10 protein-coding genes and 1 tRNA gene are annotated in these 16,578 nt (G+C 45.0%); 8 read left to right on the top strand and 3 right to left on the bottom strand.

Annotated features, from left to right (window positions below; translation table 11 throughout):
- The first annotated feature begins 6 nt into the window (after window positions 1-6).
- The 3 genes from B9N86_RS07245 to B9N86_RS07255 all read left to right on the top strand — a co-directional run bounded on the left by B9N86_RS07245 (window position 7) and on the right by B9N86_RS07255 (window position 8,264).
- Window positions 7-726 (top strand): MgtC/SapB family protein, encoded by a 720-nt coding sequence (locus B9N86_RS07245; protein WP_208918414.1) that lies wholly within the window; start codon window positions 7-9, stop codon window positions 724-726.
- Window positions 727-826: 100 nt separating this feature from the next.
- Window positions 827-7,159, top strand: coding sequence for a glycerophosphodiester phosphodiesterase family protein (locus tag B9N86_RS07250; protein WP_208918415.1), 6,333 nt, complete (start codon window positions 827-829; stop codon window positions 7,157-7,159).
- Between the two features lie 136 nt (window positions 7,160-7,295).
- Complete coding sequence (locus B9N86_RS07255) at window positions 7,296-8,264, top strand: stalk domain-containing protein (protein WP_210190647.1); 969 nt, start codon at window positions 7,296-7,298, stop codon at window positions 8,262-8,264.
- A gap of 112 nt (window positions 8,265-8,376) precedes the next feature.
- Here the strand turns inward: B9N86_RS07255 and B9N86_RS07260 are convergent, their stop codons facing one another.
- The 3 genes from B9N86_RS07260 to B9N86_RS07270 all read right to left on the bottom strand — a co-directional run bounded on the left by B9N86_RS07260 (window position 8,377) and on the right by B9N86_RS07270 (window position 10,652).
- Window positions 8,377-9,288, bottom strand: a complete 912-nt coding sequence (locus B9N86_RS07260; protein ID WP_244562990.1) for a DUF4179 domain-containing protein — start codon at window positions 9,286-9,288, stop codon at window positions 8,377-8,379.
- A 13-nt stretch (window positions 9,289-9,301) separates the two neighbouring features.
- Complete coding sequence (locus B9N86_RS07265; RefSeq protein WP_208918418.1) at window positions 9,302-9,820, bottom strand: sigma-70 family RNA polymerase sigma factor; 519 nt, start codon at window positions 9,818-9,820, stop codon at window positions 9,302-9,304.
- A gap of 76 nt (window positions 9,821-9,896) precedes the next feature.
- Entirely contained in the window at window positions 9,897-10,652 is a 756-nt protein-coding gene (locus B9N86_RS07270; RefSeq protein ID WP_244562991.1) for a Gmad2 immunoglobulin-like domain-containing protein, read from the bottom strand.
- 310 nt (window positions 10,653-10,962) lie between these two features.
- On the opposite strand from B9N86_RS07270, the gene B9N86_RS07275 reads away from it, so the two are divergent.
- The 5 genes from B9N86_RS07275 to B9N86_RS07300 all read left to right on the top strand — a co-directional run bounded on the left by B9N86_RS07275 (window position 10,963) and on the right by B9N86_RS07300 (window position 16,578).
- Window positions 10,963-11,046, top strand: a tRNA-Leu gene (locus tag B9N86_RS07275).
- A gap of 692 nt (window positions 11,047-11,738) precedes the next feature.
- Window positions 11,739-12,929: an MFS transporter gene (locus B9N86_RS07285; RefSeq protein WP_208918420.1), complete on the top strand. Its 1,191-nt coding sequence runs from the start codon at window positions 11,739-11,741 to the stop codon at window positions 12,927-12,929.
- Window positions 12,930-13,038: 109 nt separating this feature from the next.
- Entirely contained in the window at window positions 13,039-14,502 is a 1,464-nt protein-coding gene (locus B9N86_RS07290) for an Msr family ABC-F type ribosomal protection protein (RefSeq protein WP_208918421.1), read from the top strand.
- 389 nt (window positions 14,503-14,891) lie between these two features.
- Window positions 14,892-15,890, top strand: a complete 999-nt coding sequence (locus tag B9N86_RS07295) for a helix-turn-helix domain-containing protein (protein ID WP_208918422.1) — start codon at window positions 14,892-14,894, stop codon at window positions 15,888-15,890.
- A 76-nt stretch (window positions 15,891-15,966) separates the two neighbouring features.
- The gene (locus B9N86_RS07300) at window positions 15,967-16,578 is read left to right on the top strand and encodes an ECF transporter S component (RefSeq protein ID WP_244562992.1); all 612 of its coding nucleotides are present in this window, start codon (window positions 15,967-15,969) and stop codon (window positions 16,576-16,578) included.

A 16,578-nucleotide genomic window follows, 5' to 3' on the forward strand; every position in this document is an offset into this window, starting at 1 on the left:
GGTTCAATGGTTATTATACAGCTAGATACAGAAACCTTGCTAATGCGCCTGCTGCTGGCTGCATTACTTGGCGGTTTGATCGGTTGGGAGCGTGAGCGGAGAAATAAGCAGGCTGGTTTAAAGACGCATCTGCTCGTGGCTGTGGGGTCTACATTAATTATGCTTACATCCATATACGGTTTTGATAATTCGCTGATTAATCATCCGAATGCCCGATTTGATCCGGCGAGACTGGCTGCCCAAGTGGTGAGCGGTATTGGTTTTCTGGGGGCGGGTGCGATACTGCGGCGTTCCAATCATATTATTTCAGGTCTCACGACTGCGGCTACGTTATGGGTCGCGGCAGCTATTGGTCTTAGTGTGGGGTCAGGTTTTTACTGGCCTGCGGTAATCACGACGGCTATCGTTTTATGCAGCACCCTGATACTAAATAAACTGGAGTCCAGATTTTTGTTCATCAAAAAATCCGGAAGTTTGCGTATTACGATTGAAGCGGGAGACCAGCCGGTTCAGGTCAGTAAGATTACATCACTTTTGCAGAAATCAAACATGTCGGTGGAGCAAATGATCGTAAATGATGATGGGGCTGAAGAAGACTCATCGAAAGTAACGATGGAATTTCGGGTGTTTTCCTTTAACAGCAAAGGGATCGATACTTTATTTGAAAGATTGTGGGAGGTCGAAGGTATTAAGCAGGTCCGCATGAATTGGAGGGATAAAGAATAGCAGGTTTGTTGAAGTGCGCTTAAATAACGTAGGTGATGGCACAAGGCTGCCATGATCCATAAACGAATGTAAGCGTTTACATTAAATTGGGAGGTAGATTATGAGGAATTGGATGAAGAAATGTACCGTTTATACCTTATCGTTTATTTTGATTTTAGGAAACATGACATTTCTAACACCCTTTGAATTTGCAGAAGCCTCAGTGAACACGGAACACGGTACAGATACGGTACCTCCTGCAGCTCCGAGCGGACTTTCGGCAATGCCGGGTGATCAGCAGATCACGTTAAACTGGGGGGCTAATCAAGAGGAGGACATGGCGGAATACCGGATTTATGTCGATGGAGTAAAACATGGAACTGTTACGTCCTCGGTATATACCTACAATGTGTCGCCGCTGGAAGCGGGACGGGAATATGATCTTGCGCTGAGTGCCGTGGACGGATCCGACAATGAATCGGAAAAAGTTACGGTGAAGGCAATCCCTGCAGGAGCTCTTCCGGTCACTGTTCCGAATCTGCTCATTACAGAGCTGGTGCCTGATACATCCAATTTTGTGAGTTATGATGCTTTTGAATTTATCGAACTATACAACGCTGGCGATGGGGCAATTGATCTGAAGGATTATCGGATATTATCGGATAAATGGAATAAGGTCATCGATACGTCAATTGTCATCGGGGCGCGGGAGAGTGTTGTGTTCTGGACCCGGAGAGCGGAGATCGAGCCGCTGACTTGGGAAGCATTTAATAGCTATTATTTCACCTCTTACACCAGCAAATATGTGCCGAATGAACGGTCGTTCATCATCGGAAACGTTGGAGGCCTTGTAAACAGCGGCACACAATCGGTCGTTTTGCAGGACTCTGCCGGAAACGAGGTGGTAAGGGCGCCTTATATAGGCGGCGATGTGGCGGAAGGCAAATCGATTACGTTCACTTATCCTGAGGAAGGTAGTAAGCAGATGAGGCAGCTCGCTTCCAAACAGCAGCCGACACCAGGATGGGTCATTGAAGGGCAAGCACCTCCAAGAGAGAAGGATGATCAAGCGCCTATGAAGCCGACCGGATTAAATGCCGAGGCAGGTAACGGAATAGTCAAGCTTACTTGGGATCCGAATACCGAGCCGGACATTGAACGGTACAACATTTATAAAGACGGTACCTTGGAATTTTCTGTTCCGGCGGATCAACAAATTTTTGAAGTGTACGGTCTGACCGGGAATGTAGCGTACAACTTCGAGGTTACGGGTGTAGACCGCTCGGATTTGGAATCACCGAAGTCGGATGTCGTAACTGCTACCCCTTTCCATCAGAAGGTCACGCAGGTCGAGCGAACTCCGAACCCATTAGACAGCAAGTATAAAATGCTGTGGGACATAAGCGGAGTGGGGCCCGTCATACCTGGACTGAAACAGGATCTGGTTCCGCAAGGGCTTGGTTATTATAAGGAAAAGAACTGGATTCTTGCGGTTTATTATATGGATGATGGAAGACCGGGAACCTTGTCTGTTCTGGATGAAGCTAGCGGTAAGCTCTTGAAGTCTGTCGTCTTGATGAATGAGGATGGAACACCTTATACCGGGCATGCGGGCGGTGTTGCCGTCAGTCCTGGATATGTATGGATTGCTTCCGGGGAGTTTCTGTTCCAGATTAAGCTGGAGGATCTGGTAAAGGCTGAAGACAATGGAGAAATACAGTTTATCGATTCTGTACCCGTTCCTGTTCAAGCTTCATTCAACTATTTTGCGGATGGCGTACTGTGGGTTGGGGAGTTCTACGAGCAGAAAAGTTACCCAACGGATGCGAGCCACACTATGACCAATAGAACAGGTGAAACGTATTATGCCTGGATGGCAGGATATGAGCTTGATCAGACGACAGGCAGTATCTCTTCTGAAGACTGGATTCCGGGTTCAACTACACCGGCTACTCCTGATAAGGTGTTATCCATACCTGGTAAGGTGCAGGGAGCTGTTGTAAGAGAAGACGGCGTCATCTTGAGTACTTCATGGGGCAGAGGAAATGACAGTTTGCTCTATTGGTACAACAATCAGCTTAAAGAGAGTGCCCATGCTACAGCAGCCATCAATGGCCGTGATGTACCGGTATGGTTCCTGGATACTCAGGCCGAGAAAGAGCATAACTCCCGACTTAGCATCGTGCCGATGTCCGAGGGGATCGTCGATGTGGATGGTGAGCTGTACGTTCAATTAGAATCCGGTGCAACGAAATATCGATATACAACGACTTATATTATGGACCGGATGGTTAAAATCAACCTGAATCGCTGGGCAAAGTATGGTCTAGAAGAGCCGCCGGTTGATCCGGGAATTCCTCAAGTGCTGATCTCCCAGTTTATGTACGACGTACCGGGGACTGATGACGGGGCGGAATACATTGTGATCAAGAACTATGAAGAGAAGCCAGTTGATATTAGCGGATTTATGATTGGAGACGGCATCAATCAAACTAAAGGAGAAGGCATGGCGGCTTTTCCTCCGGATACGATCATAAATCCCGGACAAGAAATTATTCTATCGCAGTCAGGTATACGCTTCAAGCAGATTTACGGTACTGTACCGGACTTTGAAACGCCTTGGATCGGGGTGACCCGACCGGTGGATGATCCTGATATTCCGGATTTGCTGCCAACAGACTGGTCGACGGGAATCATCCAGTTGGCTAATGGCGGAGATGAAATTCTGTTGATGAACGCCAAGGCCGACATTGTGGATTTTGTGCCTTATATCATCGACCGGACATACCGAGATGTTTTTTATAAGGCGGTAACGGCAACGGCACCGGGAGATGGAAATGCGATTCATCGGATAGGTAGAACCGGAAGTCTTCCGGCTGATTTTGCCGCAGCGCCGCCATCGCTCGGAGATCGTCCAATACCGCTTCCGACCAGTGACAACTTGCTGATCACTGAGGTCATGTATGATCCGTTGTTTGACGAGGTCTTGGGCGAATTTGTGGAGATAACGAATATTTCTGATCAGGATGTCGATATTAGCGGTTACTATTTGGGTGATGAGGAGACAGAAGGTCAAGCGTCACCTGATGGGATGTTCAATTTTCCAGCAGGAACAGTCATCAAGCCTTATGAGGTGTTACTCATTGCACGCAACGCTAAAGGAGTCGAGGATCTTTACGGAAGGAAAGCGGATTTTGAATTGGAGGATTCGGATTCTTCAGTCGCGAAAATGGAGCCAAACTGCAGCTGGGGCTGCGGCACAATGCAGCTTGCCAACACGGGAGATGAGGTCCTGCTGCTCGACCGGAACAAAAAACTCGTTGACGCCTTTGTATACAAATCTGGAATGTACATGGGGATAAAAGCTCATCGCGGTGTGAACAGCGGCCACTCGCTCGAGAGGATCAACGGAAAAGATACGAAAAACAGTGCCGCCGATTTTGTGGATCAGCCCCGTCCGACACCAGGTGTACTGTTGTTTGGTCCTCAGGGAAGAGAAGATCTGATTCCTGTATCCGATCTGAAGGACAACGTTCTTCAGGTTAAGGAACCACAGAGTGCCGTCGCCGCAGCACCGACCGTTATCGATGCTTCCAACGGCATGCCGGATGAACTTCCTGGAAATATCCCTTCATTTCTGATTCAGGTTCGTTGGTCAGGTAGCGAATTGTATGCAGCCAATCGGAAGATGTCACTCTCGGCAGCACTGGACCGTATTCATGGAAGGATGCTTCCTGTTATTGAAATCAATGAGAATAGCATGGTTCAGCCACTTCATCAGCTTTTAAGTGCCCGTGGAATGACAGATGTGCTTATTGTTTCAACAAACCCGGACATTATTAAGCAGATCAGAGGGTTGAATGATGAATATCGGGGCGCTGTTCGATTTGAAGATTCAAAGCTTAGTAAACAGGATATAAAAGAAATTGTTCGTACCGTGCGCCGAAGCACGGGGGTGGTTGCACTCATTGATCAGCAGGCTTTGACCAAGGAACATGTAAGAAGTCTGTTTGTCCGTTCTGTATCCGTTTGGGGATACGATGTGAAGTCGGAGAGTGAGGCTCACCGCCTGATCTCGATGGGCGTATCAGGGGTTGAAGCATCAGATTCAACAGCAGTTGCTGCAGCACTAGGTAAGTACGATGTTACAGACAGTATTACACAGCAACCGATCATTGTGGCTCACCGCGGTATGAGCGCATTGGCACCCGAAAATACGATGCCCGCTTTTGAGCTTGCGGTAGAGAAGGGTGCAGAAGTGATCGAGTTGGATATTTTGGAGTCCAAGGATGGTGAACTTGTTCTAATTCATGATTATACAGTCGACAGGACAACCAACGGGAAGGGTAGGGTGAGTGAGCTTACCTTGGAACAGTTGAAGAGTCTGACTGCGAATAAAACGAACAATCCGGACTGGCAAAAAGAATATGACAAGTATCCGGATGCTAAGATCCCGACACTTGAGGAAGTACTGACCTTTGCCAAGGGTAAAAATGTGGTCCTTGCTCTTGAAATGAAAGGTTTCGGTCATGAGGATAAAGTAATTGATTTGGTTGAGAAGTATCATATGGAGTCGGATGTTTATGTGACAAGTTTCAGTCAAGATGTGCTGCAGCGGGTTGAACTGGAGAATCCGGAGATCGGCAGAGGTTATACTCTGGATGGAGGTAAACCATCTCCGGCGGAAGCACTTCAGGACGCAGAAAAGGTTGTTACGGATCATGTACAGCTTGGAACGTTTTATTTTGCGAATTATTCCATACTCACACCCGAGTTGATAAGCTACGCCAAACATCGCGGACTTCCGGTCATTGCCTGGACCATTAACAACAAGCAAGGACTTCAGGATGCTGTAAGTATGGGGATTACCGGGTTAATTACCGATTATGCACATTGGATGGACCAAGTGGCTGTAAACATATCCAGCGGGAAAGATTCCTATGAGTTGAAAGTGGGAGAATCATTATCTTTGGAAGATATGAACGCTTTGGTTCATTTTAAAGCTATGGAGCCCGTTCCATTTACAGGTGGCATGCGAATAGTTACCGGCAATGAGGGAGCAGTGTCTCTGGAAAACAGCGGGGGAATTAAAGGACTAAAGCCAGGAACGGTATCAGTGCAATTGTATCTGGACTATAAGCCGTTTAGCATTCCGGTTGATGGAGATCCAGTCGTATTAGACAATACTTGGCGTATGTATTCTGAACCCGTAACGGTAATAGTGAAAAAGGGTGATGGAGGCAATCCCGAAGGACCCGGAAATCCACCGGAAGAACCGGGTTCGTCTGCCCCTTCTACGGGCGGAATAAACGTACCGCCACAGGGAACCGATTCGACGAAGAAAGAATTGCTTGAGCCGACTGAACAGGAACGTAAGGCTGCAAAAGGAAGTTTTACACTTACCGGAGATCAGCACACGTTGATCATTCCTGCGGAGTTCAAGAGCTGGCTTAACACAAATCAGCTTCAAGTACAACGTGATGGGTTTGTACTTACTATCCCTGAGGCCGTTCTGGAAGGTGCTTCCGGAATGATTGACCCGTCTTCAGGAGCAGCTGCGAAAGTAATGATCTCTATCCATCTCCTGGACGCTGAACAAAGTAAACAAGGAGCGGAGCAGTTAGGTCGCCAAGCTTCTGCTGATGTTAAGGCTGTCTCAAGGATGGCAGAATTTCAAATGAAAGTTGTCACGAAGGATGGAGTAACCATTCCAATTGGGGAGCTGAAACAGCCTGTGACAATCAAATTGCCGCTTAACGACAATACGGATCCTTGGCTGGTTGGTTTGTATCATACCGCGGAGGATGGCCGATTCAAGTACGTTAATAGCCGGATAACTGACGAAATTCTGGAAGGGCGAACATCCCTCCTCGGTAAATACACAGCTCTGGAATATCGTAAGACCTTTACGGATGTTCCAGAATCTTTCTGGGCGGCTAAGGTGATCCAGCAGCTTACGGCTAAACATTTGGTGGAAGGTACGGCTGTGGATCGGTTTTCCCCTCAAGACAAAGTAACCCGTGCTCAGTTCGTAACGCTGCTGGCCAGAGCGCTGAATTTGCAGGGTGGGCAAAAGATGCCATTCTCTGATGTGCCTACGGGACAGTGGTATACAGGACCTGTGGCAGCAGCACATGAAGCGGGTCTGATCGAGGGCGTTTCGGCCAGCAGGTTCGCACCGAACCAGACGATTACCCGTGAGGAGATGGCCGTCCTTATGGTGCGCGCTTATCAATATGTATCGAAGGAAAACGGTACAAACGCCCAGCAGATACGTTTTGCCGATGAGGGTGACATCAGCGCCTGGGCACAGGAGTCCGTTCGAAAAGCTGCTCAACTGGGACTGATGCAAGGGCGCAAAGATGGTAATATGGCGCCCAAAGCAATGACAACCCGGGCTGAAAGTGTGCAGGCGCTATACAATTTAATAACATCTTTAAAACGGCTTCCTTAAAGCCTAACAAGTAATAAATGCAGAAGATGGATCTGACAATAATGAGATGATTGGTGGAACATTTCCAATGTATACTAAGCGCATGACGAAGTCTGGAATATGGTTTTTGTCAAAGGAGAAGGAAGGGTGATTAGATGTGAAGAAGTTACCCGGCGTGTTGGCAATAGTCCTCGTGCTGTGCTTGACGTTATCTGGAAACAGTAGTGGCAATACAGCCGCTTTTGCTGCAGTTGATCCCAAGCCTGTAGAAATGATCTCTATAAAAGTGAATGGTGCGCAGCAGTTAGGAGAAGCATTTATTCGCAATGGCCGTATAATGGTACCTCTGCGAACCGTCTCGGAGGCTATGGGTGCCAAAGTGAAATGGAATGCATCAAAGAAATCCGCTTCGGTAGTAAAAGGTAAACATAGCTTTGAACTTTCGGCCGGACAGTTGAAAGCACTGCGAAATGGTAGCCCGATTGTGATGGATACAGAACCAGTTATGAAAGAAGGACATTTGTTCATTCCACTGCGATTCTCGGCAGAAAGTTTGGGCGGTACTGCAAAGTGGAATAGTTCAACGAGAGAAGTCAATATATATCCAGACCTGACTCCTGAACAAGCGAAGCAAGCGGTGAAAGAGTTGGCAGACCAGGTTATTCAGTCTCTGAAGGATCAGGATATTGAACAACTGGCTAAGCTGTCCCACTCGAAGGGAGTAACCTTCTCGCCGTACGCATATGTTGACCGTACAAAGGATGTTACTCTCAGTAAAGAAAAACTATCTGAAGGCTTTGAGAATAAAAAGACGTATCAGTGGGGCAAGTTTGACGGCAGCGGTAAACCAATATCCATGAGCTTTGAGAACTACTATAAGAAGTTTGTTTACAGCCAGGACTTTGCCAAGGCCCCTTACGTTGGGTATAACGAATCGAAGAGTCAAGGGAATACGATTAATAATGCGAGCAAAGTCTATCCTGGAGCGGTGTTCGTTGAATATTACTTTGATGGCATTAACCCTGAATACGGAGGGATAGATTGGCAGAGCCTTCGTCTCGTGTTCCAAAAAGAAGGCAGCAGCTGGGTATTGTCCGGCATTATACATGATGAATGGACCATTTGATAGACTGAAAGAGAGGCTCTTATAGATCGATAAGGGCCTCTCTTTTTAATGTGCACCCAGCATGGGCGCCATCCTTAGGGTGAAAGTCCTGAATGGTGGCTTTCTTTTAGTACTACTCAGGGGAGATCACCATAGGAAGCTGCATAGGCTCCCTTTCTTCCACATACATCCGCTCTCCGATGACGCCTTGCTCTTCTAGCTGTTTTAACTTGGCTCTAGCCTCAGTTTCAGTCGCATAATACCCTGCTTCAACAAAAAAAGTACCTTCTCTATCCTTTAATATCCGAATGTTTTCCCATCCCAACAACGCTTCTTCAGCAGCACCTTGTGTTTCGCCATACGGATGAGAAGCCGTCCGCAGCGAATATACAGGTTGACGTTGCTTTTCCTTAGCGTCATCAGGTGTAATCGTTATGACTACCTGCGCTGGATCTGCGTATTCTTTTACATCATAAGTTATCGCTTTATTGAACGTCACATTGAATCGAATTAAAGAGTCGTCCAGCGTAATAATTTCGTAAGCGTCTTGAATGTATTCGCTCTTCTTTAATGTTTCAAAGTCTTTAACTGCGGAAAATGCTCGCGCACCGCCCACTGAAAAGGTCATCGTATTCGGATACTCCGTAAATTTGACATGAAATGCGTTTACCTTCTCCTGCGTTTGGTTCTGCTTCGTAAAATTCAACGTAATCGTTTCATTGCTGCCTTGCTGTCTTAATGTGATAAAACTAACGTCCGTCGAATCCTGTATCGTACCGCCTTCGGCACTGCCTTTGTTGAATTGCAGTATTTTCACCAGTTTGCCAAGACCGGGTACATCTTCCAGACTATTTGCAAAGGCCGGCATCGTGTTTACACTAATTACGAATATCGCCAATACTGCAGCGGTGCTTGCACTCATCGTCTTCATCCAACGGTTTCTTGTTATTGTACGTTTCCGCTGACTCTTTCCTCTTTCAATCGCCTGCTGCGTAACAGCAGCAAGCTCTGCTGGAATCTCAATATCATGATAGGTTTGTTTCAAACGACTAAGCTCCTTATCCAAGAAATTCACGCTCCCCAAGGTTTACTTTTAATTTCTCTAACCCACGGTATATGATGGACTTTACCGAGCTAATAGGCGTATTCAGCACCTCTGCAACTTCCTTGATCGTCAAATCTTCAAAGTACCGTAGCATAAGTACCGTTTTTGATTTTTCATCAAGCTGTTCCAATGCCTCGAGCAAATCTAGCGCATCGTCTCTTCCTGCCTGCGTGTAGCTGCCTTCGTGCTCCTTATCCATATACACAACTTTTTTAGATTTGCGAATATAGTCTAGTGCGCAGTTTACAGCAATTCTCGTCAGCCACGTGTTAAAATATTGCGGCTGCCTTAACTTGTGTACTGAGATAAAGGCACGATATACAGCCTCTTGTACAATTTCCAGCGCATCTTCTTTATTTCGTACATATGTGTACGCCATCCGGTATACACTTTCTCTTCTTTCTTCTATTAGCAAGGTAAAGCTGTCCTCGTCACCGGCAATCGCTCTTTTTGCTAGTTCGGTTTGATTCACGCGGTTACACACCCTCCTTCTGAATGTATGTGTTTATGACAAACCCGCAGTGCATAGGCACTGCGGGAATATGTCATTACTTCACAGGCATAACCACTTTATTGGTGATCTTTCCAGTAGCTTGATCTACTTCGAACAATTCAACTGTGAGCGGCTTGTCACCGGATAATTTGCTGACAGGGATTGAAATTTTTCGGGTAAATGTTCCCCACTCTGGGCCACCTTTGGATGCTGTTCCGAAGCCTGTTGCTACAATCTTATTACCTTGCTTGACCGCATATTGATAAGTTCCTTCATGTACGCTTGCTTCGCCTTTTACAGTGTAAACGACAGCTGACGATGTTACTTTTGTATTACGAAACACCTGATTTTGTTTTGCTTCGCCGATCTTATTCATAGGAACTGTAAGTTTGTTTACGCTAGCGCCAGTAGCTTGATCTATTACAAACAGTTCAAGTGTCATCGGCTTATCACCGAAAAGCTTGCTTTTCGGAATGGAGATGTATTGTGAGAATGTTCCCCACTCTGGACCACCCTTTGATGCTGTTCCGAAGCCTTTTGCTACAATCTTATTACCTTGCTTGACCGCATATTGATAAGTTCCTTCAAATAAACTTGCTTCACCTTTCACCGTAAATGTGAAAGCCGACTCCATTACTTTAATGTTACGGAACATTTTTTGCTGCTGTTTAGCAGTTGCTTTTTTAACGTGCTGCTGTGTAACGGACTTTGGTTGTGCTTGATCTGCCAAAGTCGTGTTCATAAAGCCCGCGAAAGCGGAACCTGTCAAAATAGTTGCTGTTAAGAGTGCGATTGTTTTGTTTTTCATCATTTTATATACTCTCCTTTGCGTAGCTTACAGCCTAATTTGTTTTTTTATTTTGTAGCTTCATGATGTTTACATAGGTTAGACGCAGAGAGATATCAAAAGGACGCAAAAGCTTAAGGAAATATTGTCCTTGAAAACTACTATAAAAACAATAAGTAAGGAATTAGGAAGTTATTCGAAAAAAAATTCTTGCAATTTTTAAACGAACGGGATATACTCTTAATTACGGTAATTGAAACATCCTCTTAAACAAGAGAGTGTTTTTGATTCCGGAATCAAATCTTCATCATATTTATGAGGAAGATACATACTTGCGGTCGTGGCGGAATTGGCAGACGCGCACGGTTCAGGTCCGTGTGGGCTAACCCCCGTGGAGGTTCGAGTCCTCTCGACCGCATAACCTTAACAATGAACGAGCTCTTGAACTTGTCTTTCCGACAATTCAGGGGATTTTTGTATACTCGGGATTTGCAATGTACTGCTAATGACTTGCGCCGAAGAAATCTTCGAGCTGTAATCGAGATGAGCATAAATGTTTGCGGTAGTGAAATAATGGCTATGCCCCAGACACTCCTGAATTTCCTTCAAGCTGACACCGTTAGCAAAAAAAAATGCTGGCACAACTATGACGAAGATCATGAAATCGAATCCGTCGCAAGTTATGCTTCTTAAGGACGAGCGGATAATGTTGTGTCCATATACCCCAAGTCATGAATTTGAAATAATTGATTAAGAAAACAGAGATCCTGGAATTGACTTTATACGTGATAACTTTTACAATAATGAAAATAATCAAAGGAGCGATAAAACATGGCCTTTCTACAACTGTATTGATTCATACACATATTTTAGAAAAATGCACTCTGGTTGAGGGCATATTTGCTATGTGTATGGGTTAGATATGTTGTAGAAATCTTTTCGTTCTACGGGATATTTATGCCAATTTGAGTACACGGAGCAGCAGTCTGTGTACTTTTTTATTTGGAGGGATTTACATGATGACATTACTTTTTTATTGATACGAGCTTAGCAAGCTAAGCTCGTATCGATGAAGAATCGATACGCTAATTTTAGGAGGTATCGATCAAAATGGAAAAACAGAAATGGAAACGAATATTTTTCGCATTATATACAGGTCAATTTTTTTCTTTGCTGAGTAGTGCTGCTGTTCAGTTCAGCATTATTTGGTGGTTAACAGATACAACCGGTTCACCGCTTGTGTTGGCAGTGGCAGGGATGGCAGGGTTTTTGCCACAAGCGTTGATTGGCCCTTTTGCAGGAACAATTGTTGATCGCTATTCTCGTAAAATGATGATGATTTTGGCAGATATGACGGTTGCAATAGGCAGTTTGTTTTTATTTGTAATGATGTATTTCAACGATTTGAGTAATGTGCTAGTTTTACTCGTCTTAGTTGTTCGCTCACTTGCGACTGCCTTTCATATGCCGGCCATGCAAGCTTCTGTGCCATTACTTGCGCCTGAAGAGCATATGACAAAGGTGGCAGGCTGGGGACAGATGATCAGTTCGATAACCAATGTTGCAGGACCAGCAGTGGGTATGGGCTTGCTTGCCGTTAGTTCGCTGGAGTGGGTACTGCTTTTAGATGTTTTAGGTGCTGTTATTGCTTGCAGTATTTTACTGTTTATTCGCATTCCCAGAGTTTCAAGAACAGAGGAGCAGGGGGCTAACAGTTTTGTAAGGGAAATGAAAGAAGGGTATTACGCCATTGTGAAGCATCCCTTTATTCTAAGGCTAACTATCTTAATGACTGCTGTAGCTGTCCTCTATATCCCGGTAGGAACGTATTTTCCACTTATGGTACGGAATCATTTTGAAAAAGGGGTCGTAGAGGCAGGTATTGTTGAAACTGTCTTTGCAATTGGATTAATTGCTGGAGCTTCGCTTTTAGGTACATTAGGAGATCGTTTTAATAAAATCAAAACGATGGCAGCCGGTATGATGTTGATGGGAATTGCTATATTCATTTCAGGTGTACTCCCGCCGTCAACCTTTTATGTATTTGTTGTCCTAAGTGGCTTAGTTGGTTTATCCGGCCCGTTATTTTCGGCTCCATTCTACGCTTATATTCAAACAGAAATTGAACCGCATTTACTTGGGCGAGTGTTTAGTTTTATTACAAGTCTTTCGTTGCTTGCAACGCCTATTGGGTTAGGTTTGGCCGGAGTATTCACGGAATTAACCAATGTAGCACTATTATTTACGTTGGCAGGTTTTCTGATTATTTTGAATGCAATACTGACTATGAGAGTGAAATAGGAGGAAAGAAACATGCAATTTTTATTATTCTATTGATACGGGCTTGAATTATAAGCTCGTATCGGTCTTAGCTATCGGTACGAAATTACGAATTTCGGAGGTAGCGAACATGGAACAAATCTGTTTTGAATTAGAGAATATTGAAGTGACCTATTTAGATAAAGAAGTGTTGAACATTGAGCGATTGGCTGTACATCAATTTGACCGGATCGGCATTGTCGGGAAAAACGGCGCGGGGAAAAGTACCATGCTGAGATTATTGGCCGGGGAAATTGAGCCTACCAAGGGGAGAGTGAAGTCGCATGTGGAGAGTACCTATTTTAAACAAATCGAAGCTCCCACGGTGATCGAAGTGGACCCCGCCTTGATAGGCAGACTGTCGGTGCCGACCGAATCACCTCAGTTGAGCGGTGGTGAGCAGACCCGGCTGAAGCTAGCAGGGTTATTCACCCATTATCACGAGGCGTTGCTTATTGATGAACCGACGACTCATTTGGACAGGGAAGGCATCGACTTTCTGCTGGACCAATTACGGTACTATTACGGCGTACTGATCATGATTAGCCATGATCGTGATGTGCTGGATGAGTTGGTGACGACCATTTGGGAAGTGGCAGATGGAAAGGTCAAGGTGTATAACGGGAATTATAGCGATTACGCCGAACAAAAGCTCTTGGAACGATCTCAGCAGATGCAAGAGCATGAGCAGTACGTGAAAGAAAAAAGCCGTTTGGAAAAAGCCGCTCAGGAAAAAATGAAAAAAGCTGAAAAAATTGCCCAGGGCGCAGGCCTGTCGAGACGAGAAGTGAACGCCAAACCCAATCGGATGTCCGAGACGAAATCGAAAGGGACGAGTCAAAAGGCGATGCATCGTGTGGCCAAGGCCATTGAACAGCGGATGGAGCAACTACAGGAAGTCGAGGCAGTGCAAGAGGAACGGCCTATTGTATTTCGGCAGGTGGAGGTATTGAAACTTCATAACAAGTTCCCGGTAATGGCGGATCGGCTCACGCTCCAGGTGGAGGGCAAACGGCTGCTGGATGAAGTCAACTTCCAATTTCCGCTTGGACAGAAAATTGCCATTACTGGGGCAAACGGATCGGGCAAGAGTACCTTGCTTCATCATATTGCCTCCAACGGGAAAGGGATTATCCTTTCTCCCAAAGTGCAGATCGGGTATTTTCAGCAATTGAGCTATCAAGTGGCAACCGACGAAACGGTCTTTCAATTTGTGAAAAAGCGATCGGAATATGATGAAGGGTTTCTGCGCAGTGTCCTGCACGCAATGCAATTTGACGGTACGGATATTCAGAAAAAAGTGAAATCACTGAGCGGCGGCGAAATGATCCGCCTTCAGCTTTGCCAGTTGTTTTTAGGCGAATACAACCTGCTGCTGCTTGATGAACCAACGAACTTTTTAGATATTCGTGCGATTGAGGCATTGGAGCATTTTATTCATGCGTATGAAGGAACCATCATTTTTGTTTCTCATGACCAGAGCTTCATTCTAGAAGTGGCGGACATTTGTTACAAGATTGAACGAAAAAAAATGGTGAAAGTCTCTTTAGATTAACCCGGAAAAGTGCTAAAAGCCGCAGGTGCCTATGCACAAACTCTCGTTTTTTAACAGTAAGTATCAAATAAAGCCTACCTACTCGAAGCGTATAGTACTTAGAGCCGGTAGGCTGTTTTTCTGCTATCGATAGGCTCTTTGTTTGCCATGTCCGTTAATGGCCCGAGATCAGCCTAAGATTTTTTCTTAGTTTGCGCCTTATTTCTCGTCTTTGCCGCAGCATTGATGGTTAGTAAGCCGAGGAAGGGTTCGTATCGATGATGATGTAGTCATAGTTGGCTTTCATCCATGGATCCTGGGGGCTTTTATTTATATACTTGCTATATGAGAACTGTACAGTTTTTTATTGAAGACGCAACATCGATCAGTTTTATCGCAGAGGGAGGCAGATGATAATAGCCGGCGGTTACGATAAACACATATTTTACGGTAATAGTATTGAGATACATAGGCAGGATGAAGAGTGTACGATATTTAAGATGAAGGATGATAGCGGTACAGGCGTCATGACGAGCTACGATGTGTTTCCCGGCACTAAGCTCATGTATAATGATTTTCAAATGAAAAGCTGTTTTTCCGAGTTCCGGCCGAATGCACAGATGCTTACGATTAATCATTGTCGTGAAGGTCGGATTGAATGTGAAGTTCAAAATGGTTCTTATATGTACCTAGATGAAGGAGATTTGCAAATCAGCACGAAAAATCATCCTGATCAGACGTTTGGATTTCCGCTGAATGAATATAGAGGCATTACTATCGGTATTTATCTGGATGAAGCCATGAAAGCATCTGCTTCTATATTTGAACCATTTTCAGTCGATCTGCGTTTGCTGTGTGCAAAGTTTTGCAATGAAGACCGCTCATTTCTAATGCGAACTACAGAACCGATCCGACAAATTTTCACAGAGTTGTATGCTGTTCCAGAACTGATCCGAATTCCGTATTTTAGAATTAAAATTATAGAGCTGCTGCTCATTTTAAGTGCCGTAGACGTTTCCGAAGATGGGGAAAGCCGCCCCTATTTTCCTAAAAAGCAAGTGGAGACGGTGAAAGTGATTATGGAATATATTCGTAAGCATTTGGATCGGCATATGACATTGCAAGACTTATCAAGTCGATTTAATATTTCGCAAACGGCGATGAAACTGTGCTTCAAGGCTATTTACGGGCAATCCATCTATGCTTACTTACGAAAGTACAGAATGGAAAGGGCTGCCTATTTACTGAGACACAGCGACGATACTATAACGATCATCGCAGGAAAGGTCGGCTATAGCAATCCGAGCAAGTTTGCAGCGGCATTTAAAGAGATTAAAGGGATGACACCAGCCATGTATCAGAAAGACGTTGTCCGAATGGAGCATACTCAGACGGATTGGAGCGGTTAAACCGCTCTTTTTTTATTTATGATATTAACTATGTAAATGATATTGATTATCAATGAGAAAAAGGATGGTGGACGGCATGGAGAAAGATCTGGCTTATAGCAAGCTTGTACAGCGCAGGAGGGCTGTTTGGAATACAAAGGATATTTTGATCACAGGAATGATTGGCGTTGTGTTTGCTTTTGTTTTGCTTGCCGTGACGTTTGCTTATTTCCCGCTAGCTGCCATATTAGGTCCGGCGTATTCGAGAATAACGGACGGGATTTTTATGATTCCCGGTCTCATGGCTCTTTATCTCATTCGAAAACCTGGTGCTGCTTTCATTTCGATGACGATTGGCGGCCTTGTCATGCTGCCATTTTCACCCTATGGTTTAATCGGAATTGTATGGGCAGCCCTGGCCGGGGTTGAGTGTGAAGTTCCTTTTTTAGCGGTACTGTATAGAAAATATTCAACTCTGTTTTTGATGATAAGCGGCTCGGTCGCCACCATTTTAAGCACTCTTCTTGAATACCCCTTATACGGTCATGCGGCATTATCGATTGGAGTTCAAATCACCATGCTCGTGGTGAGTGCCTTAGGCGGAGCGATCGGTGGAATATTGTCCAAATTGTTGGCAGAGTCGATGTTGAAATTAGGTTTGTTAGCAGATTATCGCAGATCATCATTAGATCATACTTACAGGAAGTGA

It is taken from the genome of Paenibacillus uliginis N3/975 (assembly GCF_900177425.1).
Taxonomy (GTDB): domain Bacteria; phylum Bacillota; class Bacilli; order Paenibacillales; family Paenibacillaceae; genus Paenibacillus_AQ; species Paenibacillus_AQ uliginis.